Annotated in this window: 26 protein-coding genes; 18 read left to right on the top strand and 8 right to left on the bottom strand. The window is 42.1% G+C overall.

Going from position 1 to position 22,019, the window contains the following annotated elements; all coding sequences use genetic code 11:
• The 4 genes from LX99_RS25690 to LX99_RS25700 all read left to right on the top strand — a co-directional run.
• On the top strand, positions 1-279 hold a 279-nt coding region (locus LX99_RS25690; RefSeq protein WP_211319028.1), incomplete at its 5' end, for a hypothetical protein.
• Between the two features lie 41 nt (positions 280-320).
• On the top strand, positions 321-485 hold the full coding sequence (locus LX99_RS25695; protein WP_170122710.1) for a hypothetical protein: 165 nt from the start codon (positions 321-323) through the stop codon (positions 483-485).
• Between the two features lie 105 nt (positions 486-590).
• Positions 591-1,958, top strand: coding sequence for a dipeptidase (locus LX99_RS14790; RefSeq protein WP_109608585.1), 1,368 nt, complete (start codon positions 591-593; stop codon positions 1,956-1,958).
• 107 nt (positions 1,959-2,065) lie between these two features.
• Positions 2,066-2,203 carry a hypothetical protein gene (locus tag LX99_RS25700; protein WP_022834009.1) on the top strand — a complete coding sequence of 46 codons (138 nt, stop codon included), beginning with the start codon at positions 2,066-2,068 and terminating at the stop codon, positions 2,201-2,203.
• A gap of 102 nt (positions 2,204-2,305) precedes the next feature.
• On the opposite strand, the gene LX99_RS14795 is transcribed toward LX99_RS25700, so the two are convergent.
• Positions 2,306-2,761: a GNAT family N-acetyltransferase gene (locus tag LX99_RS14795; protein ID WP_109608586.1), complete on the bottom strand. Its 456-nt coding sequence runs from the start codon at positions 2,759-2,761 to the stop codon at positions 2,306-2,308.
• Positions 2,762-2,770: 9 nt separating this feature from the next.
• A complete protein-coding gene (locus tag LX99_RS14800; RefSeq protein ID WP_109608587.1) occupies positions 2,771-3,928 on the bottom strand; it encodes a mandelate racemase/muconate lactonizing enzyme family protein in 1,158 nt (385 codons plus the stop codon).
• 151 nt (positions 3,929-4,079) lie between these two features.
• On the opposite strand from LX99_RS14800, the gene LX99_RS14805 reads away from it, so the two are divergent.
• From LX99_RS14805 to LX99_RS14835, 7 genes are all read left to right on the top strand, one after another.
• Positions 4,080-4,826 (top strand): DUF4290 domain-containing protein, encoded by a 747-nt coding sequence (locus LX99_RS14805; protein ID WP_109608588.1) that lies wholly within the window; start codon positions 4,080-4,082, stop codon positions 4,824-4,826.
• 339 nt (positions 4,827-5,165) lie between these two features.
• Complete coding sequence (locus LX99_RS14810; RefSeq protein WP_146203133.1) at positions 5,166-5,843, top strand: hypothetical protein; 678 nt, start codon at positions 5,166-5,168, stop codon at positions 5,841-5,843.
• Positions 5,840-7,033: a hypothetical protein gene (locus tag LX99_RS14815; RefSeq protein ID WP_109608590.1), complete on the top strand. Its 1,194-nt coding sequence runs from the start codon at positions 5,840-5,842 to the stop codon at positions 7,031-7,033. Before LX99_RS14810 ends, LX99_RS14815 begins: the two co-directional genes overlap by 4 nt.
• Entirely contained in the window at positions 7,030-7,680 is a 651-nt protein-coding gene (locus tag LX99_RS14820; RefSeq protein WP_109608591.1) for a trypsin-like serine peptidase, read from the top strand. Before LX99_RS14815 ends, LX99_RS14820 begins: the two co-directional genes overlap by 4 nt.
• Positions 7,681-7,692: 12 nt before the next feature.
• Positions 7,693-9,153, top strand: a complete 1,461-nt coding sequence (locus LX99_RS14825) for a hypothetical protein (protein WP_109608592.1) — start codon at positions 7,693-7,695, stop codon at positions 9,151-9,153.
• Between the two features lie 191 nt (positions 9,154-9,344).
• Positions 9,345-10,652, top strand: coding sequence for a UDP-N-acetylglucosamine 1-carboxyvinyltransferase (murA, locus tag LX99_RS14830; RefSeq protein ID WP_109608593.1), 1,308 nt, complete (start codon positions 9,345-9,347; stop codon positions 10,650-10,652).
• A 178-nt stretch (positions 10,653-10,830) separates the two neighbouring features.
• Positions 10,831-12,393 carry an ArnT family glycosyltransferase gene (locus LX99_RS14835; protein WP_109608594.1) on the top strand — a complete coding sequence of 521 codons (1,563 nt, stop codon included), beginning with the start codon at positions 10,831-10,833 and terminating at the stop codon, positions 12,391-12,393.
• A gap of 288 nt (positions 12,394-12,681) precedes the next feature.
• Here the strand turns inward: LX99_RS14835 and rpmA are convergent, their stop codons facing one another.
• From rpmA to LX99_RS14860, 5 genes are all read right to left on the bottom strand, one after another.
• On the bottom strand, positions 12,682-13,104 hold the full coding sequence (gene rpmA, locus LX99_RS14840; protein WP_022829533.1) for a 50S ribosomal protein L27: 423 nt from the start codon (positions 13,102-13,104) through the stop codon (positions 12,682-12,684).
• Between the two features lie 51 nt (positions 13,105-13,155).
• A complete protein-coding gene (gene rplU / locus LX99_RS14845; RefSeq protein ID WP_022829534.1) occupies positions 13,156-13,464 on the bottom strand; it encodes a 50S ribosomal protein L21 in 309 nt (102 codons plus the stop codon).
• A 78-nt stretch (positions 13,465-13,542) separates the two neighbouring features.
• Positions 13,543-14,049, bottom strand: coding sequence for a hypothetical protein (locus LX99_RS14850; RefSeq protein ID WP_109608595.1), 507 nt, complete (start codon positions 14,047-14,049; stop codon positions 13,543-13,545).
• A 60-nt stretch (positions 14,050-14,109) separates the two neighbouring features.
• Positions 14,110-14,475 (bottom strand): four helix bundle protein, encoded by a 366-nt coding sequence (locus LX99_RS14855; protein ID WP_109608596.1) that lies wholly within the window; start codon positions 14,473-14,475, stop codon positions 14,110-14,112.
• Positions 14,476-14,555: 80 nt separating this feature from the next.
• Positions 14,556-15,929, bottom strand: a complete 1,374-nt coding sequence (locus LX99_RS14860; protein WP_109608597.1) for a dicarboxylate/amino acid:cation symporter — start codon at positions 15,927-15,929, stop codon at positions 14,556-14,558.
• 264 nt (positions 15,930-16,193) lie between these two features.
• On the opposite strand from LX99_RS14860, the gene LX99_RS14865 reads away from it, so the two are divergent.
• The 6 genes from LX99_RS14865 (at position 16,194) to LX99_RS25705 (ending at position 19,835) form a co-directional block, all read left to right on the top strand.
• Positions 16,194-16,721 (top strand): hypothetical protein, encoded by a 528-nt coding sequence (locus LX99_RS14865; protein WP_109608598.1) that lies wholly within the window; start codon positions 16,194-16,196, stop codon positions 16,719-16,721.
• A gap of 43 nt (positions 16,722-16,764) precedes the next feature.
• Positions 16,765-17,262: an RNA polymerase sigma factor gene (locus LX99_RS14870; protein ID WP_022832268.1), complete on the top strand. Its 498-nt coding sequence runs from the start codon at positions 16,765-16,767 to the stop codon at positions 17,260-17,262.
• Complete coding sequence (locus tag LX99_RS14875; protein WP_109608599.1) at positions 17,249-17,839, top strand: hypothetical protein; 591 nt, start codon at positions 17,249-17,251, stop codon at positions 17,837-17,839. Before LX99_RS14870 ends, LX99_RS14875 begins: the two co-directional genes overlap by 14 nt.
• Positions 17,840-17,960: 121 nt before the next feature.
• Complete coding sequence (locus LX99_RS14880; RefSeq protein WP_109608600.1) at positions 17,961-18,707, top strand: DNA-formamidopyrimidine glycosylase family protein; 747 nt, start codon at positions 17,961-17,963, stop codon at positions 18,705-18,707.
• Between the two features lie 429 nt (positions 18,708-19,136).
• Entirely contained in the window at positions 19,137-19,391 is a 255-nt protein-coding gene (locus LX99_RS14885; protein WP_146203134.1) for a hypothetical protein, read from the top strand.
• 63 nt (positions 19,392-19,454) lie between these two features.
• Positions 19,455-19,835 (top strand): hypothetical protein, encoded by a 381-nt coding sequence (locus LX99_RS25705; RefSeq protein ID WP_170122711.1) that lies wholly within the window; start codon positions 19,455-19,457, stop codon positions 19,833-19,835.
• 64 nt (positions 19,836-19,899) lie between these two features.
• On the opposite strand, the gene LX99_RS14895 is transcribed toward LX99_RS25705, so the two are convergent.
• The gene (locus tag LX99_RS14895; RefSeq protein WP_146203135.1) at positions 19,900-20,484 is read right to left on the bottom strand and encodes an RNA polymerase sigma-70 factor; all 585 of its coding nucleotides are present in this window, start codon (positions 20,482-20,484) and stop codon (positions 19,900-19,902) included.
• A 187-nt stretch (positions 20,485-20,671) separates the two neighbouring features.
• Here LX99_RS14895 and LX99_RS14900 point away from each other — a divergent pair, with 187 nt between their 5' ends.
• Positions 20,672-21,817 carry a FecR family protein gene (locus LX99_RS14900; protein WP_109608603.1) on the top strand — a complete coding sequence of 382 codons (1,146 nt, stop codon included), beginning with the start codon at positions 20,672-20,674 and terminating at the stop codon, positions 21,815-21,817.
• Positions 21,818-22,019 lie beyond the last annotated feature (202 nt).

Raw genomic sequence — 22,019 nt, forward strand, 5'->3', positions numbered from 1 at the left:
GATTATGCTGTTACTGGCCCTGGCCCAAAACGCGACTTAGGCTCTGCCGATTTTACTAACGCTGGTCCAAAAAGAGATTTGGGTTCCGCTGATTTTACCGAAGCTGGTCCGAAACGTGATTTAGGTTCTGCAGATTATGCTGTTACTGGCCCTGGCCCAAAACGCGACTTAGGTTCTGCGGATTTTACTAACGCCGGTCCAAAAAGAGATTTGGGTTCTGCGGATTTTACCGAAGCCGGTCCGAAACGTGATTTAGGTTCTGCGGACTTCACTGCATAATAGTCTACGGGTTAGGTCAGCAAACTTCAAAATAAAACATCATGAAAAAAATCCTGATTATAGCGGTAGCCCTGGTAGCAACCGGGCTCACAGCGGTTTCTTTAACCCATAAAGAATCTAAAACCGAAGCTAAAGTTCAGATAATAAAAGCAGATTTTGTTAGAAGCCCAAATGCGCCAAAATCAGATTTGGGTTCGGCGGATTAAGTGGGTAAAGTACTGCTCATGATCGTCAAAATTTAACGGCGATTAATGTTATGACATAAAGTGTCAATAACCTAATGACTATATTTGCTGCAAACCATAATTATTATGCAGCACATAAAGCAATATGTTGAGCAAAACAAACAGCGTTTATTAGACGAATTATTCGATCTGTTACGTTTAGCATCGGTTAGTGCCGATCCACAATACAAACCTGAAGTACTAAAAACTGCCGATTATGTAGCCACAAAGCTCCGCGAGGCCGGGGCTGAAAATGTTGAAATTTGCCAAACCGCAGGGTACCCTATTGTATACGGGGAAAAGATCATCGACCCGTCAAAACCTACCGTGTTGGTTTATGGCCATTATGATGTTCAACCGCCCGATCCACTGGAACTTTGGCATACCCCGCCGTTCGAGCCTACTGTACGCGACGGAAAAATTTATGCCCGCGGCGCCTGCGATGATAAAGGCCAGTTTTATATGCATGTAAAAGCTTTTGAGCTGATGATGCAAACCGGCACATTGCCCTGCAATATTAAATTTATGATTGAGGGCGAGGAAGAAGTAGGCTCTTCCAACCTGGGCATTTTTGTTAAAGCAAACAAAGAGAAACTGAAAGCCGATGTGGTGCTCATCTCCGATACATCGATGATCAGTATGGAGCACCCCTCGCTCGAAACCGGCCTGCGCGGCCTTTCCTACCTTGAGGTTGAAGTAACCGGCCCTAACCGCGATCTGCATTCGGGCGTTTACGGCGGCGCTGTTGCCAATCCAATTACTATCCTGGCTCAAATGATTGCCAGCCTTCATGACGAAGACAACCATATCACCATTCCCGGATTTTATAACGACGTAGTTCCGTTAACTCAAGATGAGCGTAATGCCCTGAACAGCGCACCTTACAACGAAGCCGAGTATAAAAAAGACCTGGACATTGCCGAACTATGGGGAGAAAAAGGATATAGCACATTCGAGCGTACCGGCACCCGCCCTACCCTCGAGGTAAACGGTATATGGGGTGGTTATACCGGCGAAGGCGCTAAAACTGTGCTGCCATCAAAAGCTCATGCAAAAATTTCTATGCGCCTGGTTCCTAACCAAACTTCGGAGGCTATTACCAAACTGTTTACTGATCATTTTTTAAGCATAGCCCCACCCTCTGTAAAAGTAAAAGTTACCCCGCACCACGGCGGCGAACCGGCAGTTACACCAACAGATAGCATAGCTTACAAAGCTGCACAAAAAGCCATAGCCGAATCATTTGGGAAAGAGCCCATTCCAACACGCGGTGGCGGCAGCATCCCTATTGTGGCGCTGTTTGAAGCCGAACTTGGTTTAAAAACCGTGCTTATGGGTTTTGGCCTGGATAGCGATGCATTGCATTCGCCAAATGAGAAATACGATATATACAATTATTATAAGGGTATCGAAACAATCCCGCTATTTCACAAATATTTCGCCGAATTATCATAAACATGCTATAAAGTATTAAAAAGGAGGTTGCAGCCGTTTTATTTTCATTTATTGCCAAACAAATATTATACTAATGTTATTATCTATTAAAAACAAACTCTACCGTTATGGCAACTAAAGAATTGGAAAAGGAAAAGACCGAAGCATCGAAACAGTTGCACGATCTTAAATCATCGAAACAGGAAAAAAACAGCACAGGTAAGGCGGCAGCCATGAACCGTGCAAAGCGGAAACCCCTGTTATAAAATATTTTATAACAACCAAACAAGCCGGTGAGGATAACTTACCGGCTTGTCTGGTTTATAGCTAATATCAATTGATTGGCTTTGACGCGGGCAACTGCTATTTTACAATCTCATCCGCATCTCAATCATCCGTTTTTTAAACCCGGCTTTTTCATAAGCCTTAATGGCGCCCGTATTATCGTTATATACTTCAAGCTTAATTTCATTCAGCCCCTGTTCAAGCACCCATTGCTTAAGTTGTTGGATGATAGCCAGGTTTACCCCCAGCCCTCTGAACCGGGGCAGTACATACATAAAACCGAGATAGGCATACCTTTCAAAATCGTGGTATGTTTTTGAATTTTCTTTAATGCGTGCGTAACCGCTGCCAGCCACGTCGCAATCAATTTCTGCTACCAGGAGCTCAACATCGGGCGCGTCAATAAAAGCCCTTAATTCATAGTAACTTATAGGGTCGGGCAATAGTGTGTCATCAAACGGCCGCTCGGCGCTGATAATCCCCTGCTCAAACTGCAAAAGTACAGGCAGGTCCTGAAGGGTTGCTTTTCGGATAATCATGGCTATTCGTTAAATCGTAAAACGTTCGCATCCGGCCAGGAATAGTTCATCGGCGTCCGCGCCAATACCTGGCGCATCATCGATATCAAGATGATAACCTTCATAACGCGCGCCGCCGATACAGGGATCAACCAGGTGGCCCAACTTGCAGGTGTCCATATCGTAAAAACCTATATTATGACTTGCATAAACAAAATGCAGTTTGGCGCTGAGGGCGATCCTGCTTTCCAGCATCCCTCCCATCATACAGGCAATGCCCCTGGAGGCGGCCAGGTCGTGGATCTTTCTTGCCTCGTAAATACCACCCGATTTAGCCATTTTAATATTGATATAATTACACGAACCGCTGTTGATCTGCTTACGGGCATCATGGTGGTTATACACACTTTCGTCGGCCATAATTTTTACCGGCGATAGCTGCATCAGCTCGGGCAGGCGGTCGTCATACCAGGTGCGCATGGGTTGCTCGCAAAATTCGATATCGTATTGGCCTATTGCCTGGAGTGCGAAAACTGCCTCATTAAAGCTCCAGCCCTGGTTGGCATCTATGCGGATGCGCATACCCGGCCCAACTGCGCCACAGATCTGCTTGATCCGTTCAACGTCATCCTTCGCATTTTTACCCAGTTTTATCTTCAATATCCTGGCGCCCGATGCCTGGAAATCCAGCGCTTTTAAAGCCATGGTATGATGCCCGGCTATACCTATAGTAATATCCGATTCTACAGGGCGTTTCGATCCGCCCAAAAACCGGTATAAAGGCAAACCCGCGTTTTTGGCCGTGAGATCAAAAAGGGCCATATCAAACGCGCTTTTAATAGTGGTATTACCGGCTGTAAAACTATGCAGGTCATTTAAGCGCGCTTCAATATCGAGGGCGTCTTTACCTTTCCAAAGTCGGGCAAACTCACGGGCCATAAGCAGGCAGGTATCCTGGGTTTCGCCAACAATCATCGGGAAGGCCGAACACTCGCCCACGCCGTAAAAACCAGCATATGTATGCACACGAATAAAAACATTCTGTGCATGATCCATTGTGCCGGTGGCGATGGTAAACGGCTCCATCGGGATACTGAAGCGGTAAATATCTATATGGGTGATAATTAATTGCTGATTTTCCAAATTGCGGATGTTTAATAGCCAAATTAAAACAAATATTTGTAACATTTGGTTTATGTAATTTGCACATTGTAAGTATTACCTTATATTTGCACAACTCCAATACAGGTAACAATTCAATTTTAGCCTCATTTGCCCTCTCCGCTCAGGGAAATTTGTCTGGCTAACTTTCAAACTTTCTTAAAACATTACAACTAACATGGCATTAGATAAAGCGCCTGCAAATTTTGATTATAATTCAACCAGGAATAAACTGATCCTGTCTGAATATGGCCGCAACGTACAAAATATGGTTAAATACATTGTTGCGCTCCCAACCAAAGAAGAACGTAACCGCTACGCACAGGTAGTGATTGACCTGATGGGCTTTTTAAACCCGCACCTGCGTGATGTGGCCGACTTTAAACACAAACTGTGGGACCACCTGCACATCATTTCTGATTACCAGATTGATGTAGATTCGCCCTACCCAAAACCATCGCCAGAGGCTGTGCATATTAAACCGGCGCCCTTAAATTATCCGCATCAGCGTATTAAATATAAACACTATGGCAAAACCATCGAGCTGATGATCGAGAAAGCCAAGGCAATTGAAGAACCGGAGCGTAAACGCCACATGGTACAGGCCATTGCCAATTTCATGAAAATGGCTTATGTACAATGGAACAAGGATTCGGTAAGCGATGAAAGCATCCTTTCGGATCTTTACGCCTTATCCGGCGGTACATTAAAACTGGAAGAAAACATCAACCTTAACCGTGTTGATTTTCGCCCTAATAACTTCCAGCAAAATGCGGGCAGTAACAACAACCGCGGCCGCAACAATAACCAAAACAATCAAAACCGCGGCGGTGGTAACGGCGGCAGGCAAAACAACAACCAAAACAACCGCAACAACAATCAAAACAACCGCAATCGTAATAACAGCGGCGCTAAAAAATATTAAGCCCACTCAACGCCTCCCTTTAAGGAGGCGTTTTTATTTAAACTTCTTGCCGATATTTCTATCACCTCAACAATCCAGAGTTACGCGAGTACACCGGCCGATACTTAAACAATAAAACCTACGCGCGTCTTATTAAATAAAAATAAGCTGAATGGCTATTTTCTCATAAGTTTTCTTGTTGTTTTAAAAAGCTCTTTTACATATATTTGAAACAATTAACCTTATTGCATGTTTATGCCCGGTAGATATTTTTTGCTTACAACCTTATTATGCCTATTATTAATTGGGCGGGTAAGTTCTCAATCTGTTATCCCTAATCGTATCGCGCTAAGGAAGGCATTGTCCAAACAGGATGCCGGTTATTCCATGCGGCCTGATGATGAGCGTTACGAAGGTTTTTACAACAAAGAAAAAGGAGAAGAGGATTTCAGCGTGTTTTCGTTACTTAAAGGCAAGCTGGATTATGTGATGAGCGGGAAAGAGAAATTAATTATAATAGCCCCAAAAATTCCGGGTGTTGATTCGGCTTTCATAGCCGGTGCCAGCTTTAATTTTTGGCCTGATTACCGACTTGATATTCATTTAAAAAGCGGAGACGAAGCCCATGTCCCTCTTAATGCAGCCATAAAAACAAAAAACCTTTTCAAAGATCACCTGGGCATTTATGGCTATACCGGATTGGTAGGTTCACCAATTTGTTATATACCTGTCGAAGTTCGGTCTTCTGTTAATGCCAAAAATAATTCTGAGTACGTTTTAACGCTTATTTCGATAAAGAGCGTTGCCGATGTTACCTGGGATTATCTGCCTGCCAATTCGGGTTTGTTAACTGAACCAACAGTTGGGGATGATACCATAGCTTCCGTTTCCGAAAGAAGTCCGATCACTATTCCATTGAAGTTTAAGCAAAAATTTGCACCAGGTACTACTGTTATTATCCAGGTTTGGGGTAAAATTAATGGGGGAAAGAGTAAGGAACGTTTGCAGAAGCTGAAAATCATCATTCCAAAAGCATGAATTTCCTCAGGTGGATCTCAGAAATATTTAAGCGGCCGGTAAATAAGATTAAGGATATTAATTTCTTCCCTAATTTATATTTTACAAAACAAGGGCGAGTTATTGGCAAATTAAGGGCTAAGCACCTAAAGCTAACCCGCGATTCAACAAACCGGGTATTAGCCAATTTGCCCGTAACGGAAGCCGAGCAATCGCGCCTGAAATTGGTGGATGAGTTGATTGTACATAATGTAGCTATCTTGTACCGTAGGTTTTGGATTTTGATATTAATTCTTGGAGCTTTTATTATCGCGCTTAGCGTTTTGCGCAGCCGGGAAACTCCGGTTTATGTAGATGTAAAGGCAACCAACGTAATGTGGCAAATATCAAATCCCGACGCTGGCACCACACTCGACAGGCATGATTGGCATATGCTTGCCAATGAGAAAGATAGCTTTACAGACGATGTTTTGCTCGAGCCGGATAAGAACCCCGATAAAATTGAAAAAAAGCTCGAATTATTTTCCTGCGCTACAAGCCAACCTCTTGAAATTTACAAACTGCCATTGCCCGATAGATGCTACATGGGGATTGGTTTTACAGACAGTATTAGCGCAACAATCAATTACCTATGGCGGGATCCCCTGGCGCCTCCACCCGTAATCAACTGGGATATCAAAATTAGCGACAGGAAAATTAAATATGGAGGCAGTATGTTATCTGATACATGTTTGAACGAACGCATTTTTAATTTGCAAAAGAAACTCAGGCTCGGTTCGCTATATAATATACGGTTAACCAGGGTAAATAAATGGCGTTTGCGTCGTCCTATCCGTGTTAGCGAACTCAGTTTTGAGGCTAATCCCGATATGCCACAGAGTGGTCCTTCAATAGTGTCGGGAAAGGTTTCGCTGATTAATATCAAAGATAAAGACTCTTTAAATGTATTAAATGAGGGCGACCGGCTATCGTTAAAGTTTAAAGATCCCGTTGAAGTTTATTTATCAGCAGACCAGGGATACGTAAGGTTACGCACAAATGGTGTAGTTACCAGTTTGGAATGTGGCCCCGAAGCACTTGGCGAAAACATGAACAAGATGCCCCGGATGCTCAAGAGCATCACCGACGAATCGCCGTATTTACTAACAGTGGTAAGTATTATTGTGCCCTTGCTGATAGCAATGTTAGTGCGTCAAAAAAAATCGATATGAGAATTTTGCTCCTGATAATAGTATTTTTATTTATTGTCCTCATCGTAAATGCCCAGGATACCACAGCAATTAAGCGCATGGTTTGCCGATTTAAAGTTACACGGACCAGCGGCTCTCCTGAATATGGAACCGGGTTTATTTTAGGACACCAAAACGATACGCTTTATCTGGCCACAGCAGGTCACGTGCTTCGTTATCGCGCGAAAAACGCACCAATTATTGTCACGATCGGTGATAGTGCAGATACCTTGCACGCGTGTATTAAACTTTATCGCGACACAGATAATGGAGATAGCGAGGACCTCGCCATATGCAGCGTAGTAGCAAAGGGCTATGAGTATCCAAAATTTATCGCGCTTGACACTCTCAGGACTAATATGCCTGTTTTTTATTATCACAATGAACACCTGTATGCAGAATCTGGCGAGGGAGATCAGTTACTTATTACACGAAATAAAAAGGCCCATACCTATAAGGTATATATGCCCGATGTGCAAGGCGGCGATTCGGGAGGCCCAGTATTTACCAGCGGAGCAAGCCCTTACCTTACTGGTATTGTTATAAGCGGCGACCGTTCTTGCGAAGTTTTATGTATTTCTCAAATACTCGATATTGTAAAAAAAGAGCTCCCTCCCCTAAACCCTTAAATTATTCTTATCATGAAAAAAACAATACTTTTTTTATCTTTAGTATTCGCGAGCGTGATTGTATCAGCACAAACAACAAGCGATTTTAGCTATAATATGGTGCGAATGACGGATGCCACCAGTAACGGTAATGCACCACAATATGGTTTTATTACGGGGACAGATAAAAGCAACGAAAATTTTTATTTTGTGATGATCTATCCGCAAAACATAGATCCCGTGCCTGCCGTGAATATTAAATATATTACTGAGGGATTTGAAAAAAACAAAATGCGGTCTGTTCGTGCTTCATTAATACCTTACAGCGGTATTGTACTTATTGGGAGTTATCGTATCGCAGTTTACCAGGCGGCCGGACGTACCAGTATACGCCGTAAATATGTTCAGGATCCAGCAATAGGTAACCGTGCAAATTTCAGGATATTCATTAATCGCAATACCGAAGAGAATGAGTTTGAACCCGACTTTTTTGATAGCCATCCGGTTGAAATGAATACCAAGCGCTTTGATCCTGAAAATAATGATCCTGTTAGCTTTCGCCTTCTACAAAAAATACCTGATATTATTGCATCTGGTTACCCTGTTGTTGACGCGGATGGCTATTTTAACGGTTTAATTGCTTCATCAAAAGGAAATGAAATCTTTGATGTGATCACCACATATATCATCAAGCAAAAGTTATCGGCCATGAGCGATAATGGTTACGATTGTAAGTACTTTAACCTGATATATAAAGGTCATGAAGCTACCGATTGTGACGAACCTTACAAAAATGATTCGGTTCGCATTGCCCGAAAACGAAACCTCGAAAAACGTATAGTTGCAAAAAAGCATGATGTAAACTATCCTTTTGCCGTTAGCGTTAAAGCAGGCGGATCCGGACATTATATGAACATTGGTGGTACTGTTACGCCTGGAATAGGCTATTATGGAGGCCTTAATCTGCACTTATTTCCAGATACTGGTTTCTTTGCTTTCTCTATAACACCCCAATATGGCCAGTATCGGTACAATCCACGTTATTCGGATTACAATGCCACAGGTGGTAGCCAAGGATATGATGTTACGCGAGCCGAAAGAAAACAAGTAGAATTACAATTTATGGCCGAATTCAGATTTAACCGTAGGTTGGTTGGACAAAATTATTTAGGTATTGGTTATTCACGGATTTTTACACAACAGCAAAGCTACCGTGTTACCATGCCCGATGGAACTAATACAACTTATATATTGCCCAACGGTAAAAAAGGCCTTAACGCTCTTAGTTTAGAAATTGGTTGGGATCTAAGTAAAATGCGTTATGCTATAAGTACCACCTATCTTTCAAACTCAGTTTTTCCTGTTGATTATAGCCAAACCGTCAATAACACCTTGCTTACTCCTTTTCAGGGTATAAACCAACGTACTTTCTTACTCAATTTTGAGGTAGCATTTCGACTTTGGGGGCACTGGCGTAATGGAATAAAAGGATAATATAAACCATCTGAAAGCCTTGCGGTAAGTAGGGCTTTTTACACCCGATAAAAGTATTTTACCAACCTCCATTATTAGCCGATTTTTCCATTAATTTTCTAATCTTTGCCCCGTAAAAATTATTTAACAAAACCGATGGATGGTTTTGTTAGTTTATTGATGGTGATCTTATCAATTATCTGAAAATCCGCATGACTAACGCATTTGTAATAAATGGCGGCAAGCCGCTAAAAGGTGAAATAACCCCACAGGGTGCAAAAAACGAAGCTTTACAGGTTATATCAGCCGTTTTGCTTACCGACCAAAAGGTAACCATCAGCAATATCCCCGATATAAAAGATGTTAACAAGCTGATAGAGCTTCTTGGCGATATGGGCGTTAGTGTTGAGCGCATAAACGGGCACACCTACACCTTCGAGGCTAAAGATATTAACCAGGACTTTTTCGCTTCAGAAACCTTTAAGGCTAAGGGCGGCGGTTTACGCGGTTCGATCATGATTGTTGGTCCGCTGCTGGCCCGTTTTGGCAAAGCATCCATCCCGAAACCAGGAGGTGATAAAATTGGCCGCAGGCGCTTGGATACCCATTTTTTAGGCTTTGAAAAACTGGGCGCCCGATTTCACTATAACACCGCAGATGGTTTCTTTAATGTAGACGCATCTAACTTACAGGGAACCTATATACTGCTTGATGAAGCCTCGGTAACAGGTACCGCTAACGTGGTAATGGCCGCAGTATTAGCCAAAGGCACCACCACCATTTATAACGCCGCCTGCGAGCCGTACCTGCAGCAGCTTTGCAAAATGCTGAGCCGCATGGGCGCTAAAATCAGCGGGATAGGTTCAAACCTGCTTACCATTGAAGGGGTTGAAAAACTGGGTGGTACCGAGCACCGTTTACTGCCTGATATGATTGAGATAGGTTCATTCATTGGGTTAGCAGCGATGACCGGCTCCGAGATTACCATTAAAGATGTTCAATACAAGGAGTTGGGCATGATTCCGGATGTGTTCAGAAGGCTGGGCATTAAACTGGAACTGCGCGGCGATGATATCTTTATCCCCGCACAAGATCATTACGAGATAGAAACCTTTATTGACGGTTCGATCATGACGATAGCGGATGCCCCATGGCCTGGCTTTACACCCGATTTATTGAGTATTGTTCTGGTAGTAGCTATACAAGCCAAAGGTTCGGTACTGATCCATCAAAAAATGTTCGAGAGCCGCTTGTTCTTTGTTGATAAGCTGTTGGATATGGGCGCCCAGATCATCCTTTGCGATCCGCACCGCGCCACCGTTATCGGTTTGGATAACCAGGTAAAGCTGCGGGGCATATCCATGACATCGCCGGATATCCGTGCGGGGGTTTCTTTACTGATTGCCGCCCTATCGGCGCAGGGCCAGTCCACAATCTATAATATCGAACAAATTGAGCGTGGCTACCAGCACATCGATACCAGGCTTAAAGCCCTTGGCGCAGATATAACCCGGATATAATTGAGGTGAAAGCTGAAAGGCAAAAGGTTAAAGGCAACTGCGATTCGCAAGTGCTTTTAACCTTTTTTATTTTAATGCCTGGCTCATCATTTTAGTACTTCTTCAACAAACCTTTTACCTTTCGCCTTTATCCTTTCACCTTAAAAAACACTACCTTTAAAAAACCATTTTAAAAACAATGCCCTACAAAAACAGGAAGCCTACTTACGTTTATTTCGTACTGATTTTTGTATTGATTAAAATTGTTTTAAACCTGTTTGCCATATCTCATTTCGGCTTTCACCGCGATGAGTTCCTGCATTTGGTACTTGCCGATCATATGGATTGGGGTTACAAGGAGGTACCACCGTTTATAGCCTTACTGGCTAAAATATCCATTACATGTTTTGGTAATTCGGTTTTCGCGGCACGTTTGTTCCCTACCCTTTTTGGTGGGTTAATAGTTTGGTTAACCGGGCTCATTGTGATTGAGTTTGGCGGTAAAAAATTCGGCATTACGGTAGCTTGCCTATCCATGTTATTCGCCCCTGCGTTTGTGGCCAGCGAGTACCTTTTTCAGCCGGTAGTATTTGATCAGTTTTGGTGGGTATTAACCGTATGGCTGCTTATCAGGTACCTTAACACAACCGATGTACGCTATTTGTACTGGTTGGGCGCTGCAGTTGGCTTAGGCGTACTGACCAAGTATACGATGCTGTTTTTCACCGGATCGTTAATTATCGGCATTCTTATCAGTAAACAGCGTAAGCTTTTGTTTAACAGGCATATTTTAGGCGCGGCTGCACTAACCTTTCTGATCGTTTTGCCTAACCTGATCTGGCAGCTCACACACCATATGCCCGTATTCACCCACATGAAGGCACTTCGAGAACAGCAACTTGATTATATCAGCCCGACCGATTTTATCAAACAACAGCTACTGGTTAACGGGGTTGCGCTTTTTGTATGGCTTAACGGACTCGTGTTTTTAATTTTCTCGTTCAGGCTGCGCAATTTCCAGTTTCTGGCGCTGGCTTACGCGCTTATATTTCTTTTTTTGCTGCTGATGGATGGTAAAAGCTATTACCTGTTCGGCGCTTATCCGATGTTGTTTGCGGCGGGAGGTTTTGGTTTTGAACGGCTTTTAAAAGCAAACGGTTATCCCCTCCGAATAGCGCTGGCACTTGTTTTCACGCTTCCTAATATCCTGTTGCTGCCCATGCTGTTACCGGTTTTACCATTGAACCAAACACTGAACTTTTTCAGCTTCGCGGATAAACACATGCCCGCACTGCGATTTTTGATGACCTGGGAAGATGGTAAAACACATGCTACCTCGCAGGATTATGCCGATATGCTGGGCTGGGAAGATATGGCCGTCCTGGTTGCCAAGGCTTACCAAAGCCTTAGCCCGACCGATCAAAAACAAACCATTGTTTATGCCGATAATTACGGCGAGGCGGGAGCCCTGCACCACTACCGTAAGCAATACGGCTACCCGGAAGTAATCTCATTAAACAGCAGTTTCACCCTTTGGGCACCCGACAGCCTGAAATGCAGGTACATGATTTATGTTGATGATAACGGCGGGGAAAACATCCGGCAATTTGTAGCCGGGAAAATGATTGACAGCTATCACAAAATTGGCGAAGTAACCAATCCGCTGGCAAGGGAAAAAGGCACGGCAGTGTTTATGATAATGCCTAACCAAAGATTGAATGAACGATACTCGCCTGAACTGGCAAAGAAGCGATTGGAGTAGTTTAGCTGGCATATCACCTAATCAATAGATTTACTTTAAAATAAAACGACTATATAACTACTGTGCTATAGCTTAAATTTCCATGCCCTTATGCTTACTGATCGGTTTTTTATCTCCACTGATTATTTCCGTGAAACTATAAAACAATAGAACATGCGTATGAACACGCAACCTGCAACAAACAGATCAGAAGATAGCATATCCATCACCTGGTAAAAAAAATTTCAGGCACAAAAAAATCCCGATCAAAACTGACCGGGATTTTTTATATCCTAATTGATTAACTGATTACTCAGCTACAACTTCTTCAGCAGCATCAGCAGCTTCTTCTTTTTTTGCTTTTGGAGCAGCTTTCTTTTTAGGAGCTTCTTCAGCAGCAGGAGCTTCTACCTCAACAGCTTTAGCTTCCTTTTTTGCTTTCGGTGCAGGTGCAGCAACTTCTTCAACTTCAGCAGCCTCAAAAGGAACTACTGAAACATATGAACGGTTATCTGCTTTCTTTTTGAAAACTACGATACCCTCTGCAAGAGCGAATAAAGTATGATCTTTACCCAAACCTACGTTTAAACCCGGGTTATGTTTGGTACCACGCTGACGAACGATGATGTTACCTGCGATAGCAGGCTGACCACCGAAAATTTTGATACCTAAACGTTTGCTATGCGACTCGCGGCCGTTTTTGGAACTACCGGCCCCTTTTTTGTGTGCCATTTTTTATATCTTTTATGGAATTGCGAAACAACTCCTTGGTTCAACCTTTAATTATAATGTGATACCGGTGATCTCGATCTTGGTAAATTGCTGACGGTGACCGTTTTTCTTTTTGTAACCTTTTCTTCTTTTCTTTTTGAAGATAATTACTTTATCACCTTTTAAATGAGACAGGATCTTAGCCGATACTTTAGCGCCTTTTAAATCAGAACCTAATTTAAATGAACCTTCGTTTTCTGCTAACAATACATTGTCAAATTCAATATTAGCGCCCTCATCGCCTTGTAACCTGTGTACAAAGATCTGCTGGTCTTTAGCAACTTTAAATTGCTGTCCTGCTATACTTACTATTGCGTACATGTTTTGTTAATTATTTGTTTTAAATTTCGAGGTGCAAATATAGGGATTGCCTATTTAATAAACAACACACCCGGCATTTTATTTTTTCTCCCGGTTTTCTACGTCGGTAAGTTTTTTCTGGATCTCAGCTATCAGCCTTTGGTTAGCATCCACCAGTTTAGGATCGCCGAAATAATCGCTGTCGAAAATTACGCGTTTGGTTTTCTCTTTATACTTAAACTGTATCACATAACGCACTGCTTTTTTTGAGGCGGCGGCGGTGGTATCACCTATCTCGTTAGACGGGAAATCCCAAAAACCCAAATCGGCAGCTTTACGGTGCAGGTACAGCAGGTCGTCTTTGGTTAAACGGATATGCTCTTTCACCAGCGAGTCTTTCCTGTCGAGGTACTGGAACATGCCGGTATGCGAGTCGTATTTATTTAAAAGGCTATCCTTGTGGCCATACTCAAAACTGAGGGACTGAAAATCGACAAAACGATATGGGGCGTTTTTGATCATCATACCATAATAATAAACGCAGTACAAAATGAATGGTACTACCACAGTCATGATCAGGAATACCTTTTTTAATCGGGGAGACATATGTAATTAATTAGTGAATTATTGAATTAGTGATTTAATGAATTAAATCGGTGTAATTTTTTATGATACTGTTTTTCTTGATGCCGAGGTTATTTTTAAGATCTGGATGGCCTCGTCCAACAAGCCCGCTAATGCTGATTGTTTTACTATCTCAGCCTCAATCAACACCTCCATCCAAAATGCCGATTCATCTGCTTCTTCCACAACTATTGATAATTTCGCATGGAATTCGGCCTGGGATCGTGCTCTGCAAGCGGCGCGATAGTTGGCTCCTACTGAGGATGACGATCTTAACAATTGCCGTCCGATAATTTTCGCTTCTTCCGTTTTTGGTAAGGTTTTGAAAAACTTAATATTATCTACTACGAATTTCTTAGTACGATTTCTAAATTTTTCGGCAAAATCCGTTTTACTTATGTCTTTCATATACGGGCTTAATTATTGACAAGGTGTTTAATCTGAAAGCGAAAATAACTAAATCACTAACTCATTAAATCGCTAATTCGCTAATTAATTCCTTCCCCCTCCCACTTGCTTACTACTGCCGTTGCCATGGCATTCCCAAGTACGTTAGTGGCTGAACGCCCCATATCTAAAAGCGGATCGATACCTATTAAAAGGAACAAACCAGCTTCAGGGATATTGAACATAGATAAAGTACCAGCAATTACCACCAACGAAGCCCTCGGCACACCCGCCACTCCCTTACTGGTAAGCATCAGCACCAATAACATCGATAATTGGGAAGCGAACGAAAGATGAATATCATACGATTGTGCCAGGAATAACGACGCGAACGTCATGTACATCATTGAGCCGTCCAGGTTAAAAGAATATCCTAATGGCAATACAAAACTTACAATTTTATTGCTACAGCCAAATCGCTCCAGCTCTTCCAGAACCTTAGGATAAGCGGCCTCGCTTGTTGAGGTGCTAAAGGCTATCAGCATGGCATCCTTAATCCTGTTAATAAGTCTGAATACCGGTTTCCTCAAAACAATATAACCGGCCAATATGATCACCGACCAAAGCACAATCAGCGAAAAATAAAATTCGCTGATAAATATGCCGTATGTTGAAAGCACCCCTACCCCCTGTTTAGCTACCACAGCGGTAATAGCGCCAAATACAGCCAATGGAGCAAGCTTCATTACGTAGCCGGTAATTTTCATAATCACATGTGCAAAGGCGTCCATCGCCTTGATCACAATTTTTCCCTGTTCGCCTATAGCCGCGGTGGCCACGCCAAAAAACAACGAGAACACCACGATCTGCAAAATCTCGTTATTGGCCATAGCCTCGATAAAACTTTTCGGAAATACGTGGCCAATAAACTCGGTTAATGAGAGTGCCGATTTTTTAATACCCGTACTTAAATGGCTATCCGGCAATGGCAAATGCATGGTTTTGCCGGGCTCAAACAGGTTTACCAGCAACATGCCCAGCAACAGCGAAACCAATGTAGCACTGATAAACCAAAGCATAGTTTTGCCACCTATGCGGCCTACCGCTTTAATATCGCCCACTTTAGCAACGCCCACCACCAGTGTAGTAAACACCAGCGGAGCAACAATCATCTTTATTAAATTAAGGAAAATCTTACTTAAGATATTGAATAGTTCAAGCTTACCCTCACGGGCATCTGTAGCGGTAGATTGTGCTTTAAGCTGTACGGCTTTTTGTATTTTAAGATCTTTAAAAGCAGCACTCGTAGTATCGGTTAAAGCTTCGATACTTTTATTGATAGTTTTAATATTTGTGCCGGCAGTGCTGATTTGTTTATTCAAATCGGCAAATACATAGGTATTATAAATATAACCGGCAACCACGCCTGCTACCAGCGCGATAAAAATGAAGAGCGTCAGTCTGCTTTTTTTCATTTAGTTCAATAAGCCTGCAAAACTACAAAATTAAGCGTTGTTTAAACAGTCCCTGGGATATTGTATTTTATGATGAAGTTAAATGAAGAACAAAATTATAACGGACGGGAGATCGTGTTTTAATTTCTTCACTAATTATTCGAATTAAAATGAACACGAATGAGTCGTAGATCAGTATTCGTGTAATTCGTTTTAATCTTATTGAACTGCTAAGGCAATTCGTTAAAAATTTAAACAATTACTATTTTGTCGGCTTATTACAACATGAGCGCTCCAGCCTACGGATTACAACATATCAAAAAGGAAATTCAGCACCTGCCCAATGCGCAACTGGCTGAATTGATGCTGCGCCTGGCCCGCTACAAGAAAGAAAATAAAGAGCTGCTGGCTTACCTGTTATTTGAAGCCCATAACGAAGCCGCCTTTATTGAAAAAGTAAAAGCCGAAGCCGGTTTTATGTTCAGCCAGTTATCATCCATCAGTTACAACGCTGCAAAAGGCATGCGCAAAATTTTAAGGTTGTTAGGAAAGTACAGTAAATTTATGGCCTCGAAGGGTGCGGAAATTGAACTGCTCATCAACTTCTGCGAAAATTACCTGGAATATGCCGACAGGCGCACCTCATACAAACCACTGCGACTGATATTGATTAAACAGGTTGATAAAGTGCGTGGGTTGATAGGCAAGCTACATGAAGACCTGCAGTTTGATTACCAGGATAGCTACAATCAATTAATAAGCGATGCCGAAGATAAACTGGGCTGGTTTAAAAAGAATGATCACCTGTTGTAACATCTAACGCTTAACATCGTCTAAACATAAAATTAACTGACAAGTGGCCAACAAGGAAGCAGCGTTCAAGCAGATATATGAAGCTAATTCTAAAAAGATATTCCATTTGTGCTATGGTTACACCGGCGATGACGATGCCGCGTACGACCTGGTGCAGGAAACTTTTTTGAAAGTTTGGCAAAACCTGGATAAATTCAGGAACCAGGCCATGATCTCGACCTGGATTTACCGTATAGCTGTAAATACCTGCCTAACCTATTTGCGATCGGAAAAACGACAGGCTAAAGACGAACTGACCCCCCAGTTAGCCGAAACCAAACGCGAAGAACTATCGGAAAAAAACGAACAGGTTGCCTTATTATATAAGTGTATTTCAAAACTGGAAGAATCGGAAAGGATCATTATAACCATGGTGCTTGACGAAGTACCGTACCCCGAGATCGCCGAGATTTCGGGTATATCAGAAGGGAATTTGAGGGTGAAAATTTATCGTATTAAACAAAAATTAACGGAGTTATATAACCAGTATGAAAGACTTTGATCATTTGATGTCGGTTTGGCAGGGACAGCCAAAACCAGATCAGCTTTCAGTTGATGAAGTACTGAAACAGGTAAAAAAAGGGATCAGGAGTATAACCAACAAGTTGTACTGGAGCATTGTTGCTATGGTGGCAACCGTAGTGTTCGCGTTTATAGTTACCTTTTTCCTGGCGTTTAAATCAGCGGTTACCACAATTGGTATCCTGATTGTTTTGGTAACCATGATTATGGGTTTGGCCCTCATGGTGCGCCATTACCATATCCTGAGCAAACGCGACGCTACCGTTAATCCCGCCGATTACCTGGATAGCCTGAAAGCTTACCAAAAAAACCGCAGTAAAGTGATAGGCTGGTTTTATTACACCTACATATTGTTGCTGAGTGCCGGTCTGGCTATGTATTTTGTTGAGATATTGGAGCATTCTTCACTCACGTTTAAAATAGTTACTTATACATCCATATTGGTATGGTTCCTATTCACCACCTTTTATCTTAAACCGCGTATGTTTAAAAACGAGGAAGAAAAACTGAACCTGATGATTGACAGGCTGGTTAGGCTGAAAGAGCAGTTTGATTGAGCGATATTGATTGGGCTTGCCACGTCTACCTGAAATAACTGGCGTTAAAGCCCACTTCGTCCCCCAGGCTATCGGCCGGTAAACCAAACGGTTTGCAAATTGTTAGTGCATAAACATCATTATGCCCGAAGGACCGACCCTAGTAATACTTAAAGAAAAATTACAACCATTTATTGGCCAATTGGTAGTATCGGCAAGCGGATACGTAAAAGGTTTTGATCCGGAAATTTTAATCGACCATACAATAAAGGATATCAAATCATGGGGAAAATACCTGATCATGCTTTTCGATGGGTTTTCGATCAAAGTCCATTTTGGCTTGTTTGGCAGTTATAAAATAAATGAACGGGGCCGCAACAGGGCGTCGTTACAGGTCGTCTGCAACGACGGCGAGATCAATTTTTACATCAGTAAAGTAAAACTTATCGAACAACCAATCGACGAGGTTTTCGACTGGTCGACCGATGTGATGAGTTCCGGTTTCGATATACGGAAAGCCAGGAAAAAACTACAACTGAAACCGGAAAGGATGATCTGCGATGCGCTGCTTGACCAGGAGATTTTTGCCGGATCTGGGAATATCGTTAAAAATGAAGTTTTGTTCAGAACCAGGGTACATCCTGAAAGTAAGATTGCTTTTTTACCGGCGAATAAACAGCGGGAAATCATCAAAGAAACATTAAACTTTTGTAATGATTTTTACAGGTGGCGCAAAGCTAAAATCTTAAGAGAACACCTCGAAGCACATGAGCAAACCATTTGTCCGCGTGATCATGTTAACTTCATCAAAGCCGACCTGGGAAAAACAAAACGCCATTGTTATTACTGTACTTTATGTCAGAAGAAATATGACAACAAAACATTTTAGTTAGCTCCGGCTCTTTTTACTTTTTATATAGATAATTAAACCGTACAAGCACCTATACCTATAATCGGGACCTTATTACTCACGTAACTCCCGCATATTTTGCAATATCCGTCTGCCTTATTTAATTTATCTACTACAGTAACAATCGTTCAGATGATGATGCCCATTTAATCCATGGTGAGGAAAGGTGGTTTATATACGGTTTAAGGTTGTGGATTACACCTGAAAACGTACAGGAAACTACGTGATTAATACCGCTCGCCAACCAATCACAAACACATAAATTGATAACTATCAACCAATTAACAGCGAGACAGGCAATTCGAAATAAAATTGGCGCAGTATGGTGTACAAACCGGCGAGGGTACCTGCTGTTTATTTTAAAACGAAAGGTTAAATCCAACCACGCAATAACTCAAACACATCTACATGAAAAAATTAGTTTATGCACCTTTTATCGTATGCGCAGTAATGCTGTTGTCAGCATCATGTGATCAAAATGCAAGCAAAAAAGAAATAGGTAACAGTAAGGATACCAACAATGTTACAAGAGGAGGCGGCCCTCCTATCCGGGATACTTCCAGCATTAATAAAGACCGGCAAGACTCTGTAAATATGCAGGAAAGCGATTCGACAGGGCGCGGCAACGTTGACCCGGGCGGCCATGCCAATACGCCAAGATAGATTTATAAGATTTGCGATCAGGCCAATTAATCGTAGCCGATAGTATCCACATAATTTAATCAGATGAAAATAATAAAAACGATGGTCCTGAGCATGTTGGTAAGTGCGCTCTGGATAAACAGCACACCGGCAACCGCACAAACGCCACGCGACTCGGCTGCTGAGCGTTCCCGCGCTCAAAAAAACTCTTCCCCTACTGATGACCAGGCTTCACCCGCGGCAAGCCCGGGCGATAGACAAATGTTACAGGATACCGGCGGAAAAAGCGGCACGCAAGGTATTGGCCGGGAAAACAATGACAACACAGGCAAAAATGCTGATCCCGGCAGAATTTCAAAGGAATATGGTAAAAGAAACACCTATATTATGTGGGGAGTTGTGATACTGATAGCGGCGGTCTTTATTTTGTTGCTCTCCCGCATAAAAAGAAAAACGAGATTATAGCAAATCTCTTATACTATCGCGCAATTCAGGATGCTGATTTCTTTAAATAGAAGGCGTACCGGGTTCACTTCAATAAACTACTCAAAAGCATAAATATGGCTACATATTTGCGCGAATTTCTTAAATGCTTTAACGCGTGTGTAATTTGATTTTCTACAGTGCGCTTCGAAATATGTAGTTTTTCTGCTATCTCTCCGTTAGACAGGTGCTCAAGCCTGCTCATTACAAAAATCTCCCTGCACCGTTCCGGCAGTTGCTGCAGCAACGTACTTATTTCATATACCAGGTCGGCGGTTAGCAGTGCTTCTTCTCCTTTGTTTTTGTTATTTTCTTCCTCCGGAAAAATATAGTCCTCCACATAACTTACCGGCGAAGTTTTTTTTGCATTTAACTGCTTGTAAACGTGATAGCGTGCGGCCGTATTCAGGTATTTTTCAAACGAAATAATCTTCAGTTGCTCCCGCTTATCCCATAGATATATAAATATATCCTGCACAATTTGTTCGCAGGTATGCTTGTCTTTCAGATAGTGATAAGCCGTGATATAAAGTTTTTTCCAATATCTTTTAAACAACAAATCATAAGCCCGGCTGTCGCCTGCAACAATGGCATCCCATAAATCCTGGTCGCTATAATTTTTGTTTAACATAATTGGGTTTTTAAAATTATGTGTTTTATCAAAAACAGTATAACAATTATTAAAAATTAAATCACTGAAAAAAAGAGAGTTGTGCAATTAATGAAAAAAAGTTTAAAAAACTATGTGTGTTACGCATTTGAAATAGTCACTATGTGAGTGTAACCGATTATAATATTTTCATCCCTTAAATTAATTTATGACTCAAGAAGAATATATTGATTTGCATGAAAAATTTCTTGCAGGCAATTGTAGTCCTGAAGAGATTGAACTTTTAAATGAGGTTGGCAATGATTTTCTGATTGACGGCAAATGGCAGCCGGAAATGGGTGATGAAAGGGCGGTGAAACACCGCATACAAAGCCAGATCAGAAAATCGGTTGCGCAGGGCAAGGTTATTCGATTACAATGGTTAAAATGGGTTGCTGCCGCATGTGTGCTAATTTCTATGTCATATCCCCTGTTCAGATACCTTAGCGCGCCCCCCATAAAAACAGCTATTGTTAGCAGCCAAAACAGCATTGTTAAAACTGATATTTCTCCCGGCAACAGCAAAGCTATATTAACGCTGGCAAACGGTTCATCTATTGTTTTAAACAATAGCAAAAAGGGCATACTGGCTAAAGCCGGCAACACTTCTATTATTCAAAAAACAGGCGGCGAGCTTAGTTATCAACCAGATGTTGATATCAAAACTGCAACAAACATTCAATATAATGTTTTAAAAACGCCTCCGGGTGGCGAGTACCAGTTACAACTACCAGACGGTACCCGGGTTTGGCTAAACGCGGCGTCATCCATAAAATTCCCCAATGCCTTTGCCGGCGCTAACCGCCGGGTGGAACTTATGGGCGAAGCTTATTTCGAAGTATCTAAAAATCCGGCTATGCCTTTTATAGTAGCCGCAAACGGTACCGAAACCCGGGTATTAGGCACCCACTTTAACGTAATGGCCTACCCCGACGAGCCTGGCGTTACCACTACCCTTTTTGAAGGTTCGGTAAAATTTAGCCGGAATAAAAGCGATGTGCTTTTAACGCCTGGTAACCAGGCGTTACTGAATAACGCTACAAACCTTATCAAGGTGCAAAAAGCCAATTTGGAAGAAGTGCTTGCCTGGAAAAACGGCTACTTTAATTTCCAGGACGAGGATATTCACAGCATCATGAGGAAAGTGGCAAGATGGTATAATGTGGAAGTGGTTTATGATGCAGGTTTCGGCGCCATGCATTTTGATGGCACCTTATCAAGATACAACAACATTTCAGATCTTTTAAAGATGCTGCAATCAACCGGAACAATACACTTTAAAGTTGAAGGAAGGAGGATAACTGTGATGAGATAATCTTTACACTCAACTGGCAGTTACCTTAAATTGAACCAGGAGCGTTCGCACCGCCCCTGGTCAATAGCTGTTGCTATGCCAGGCTAATAAAACAGGCTACTTCTTAAACAACCAATTATTAATTAACCTAACATTCAAATGTATAAAAATTGTACTGCATATAAATGCAGACTGCTTCCCCCTGTTTCATTTAAATTATTGT

This window comes from Mucilaginibacter oryzae (assembly GCF_003148845.1).
Lineage (GTDB): Bacteria > Bacteroidota > Bacteroidia > Sphingobacteriales > Sphingobacteriaceae > Mucilaginibacter > Mucilaginibacter oryzae.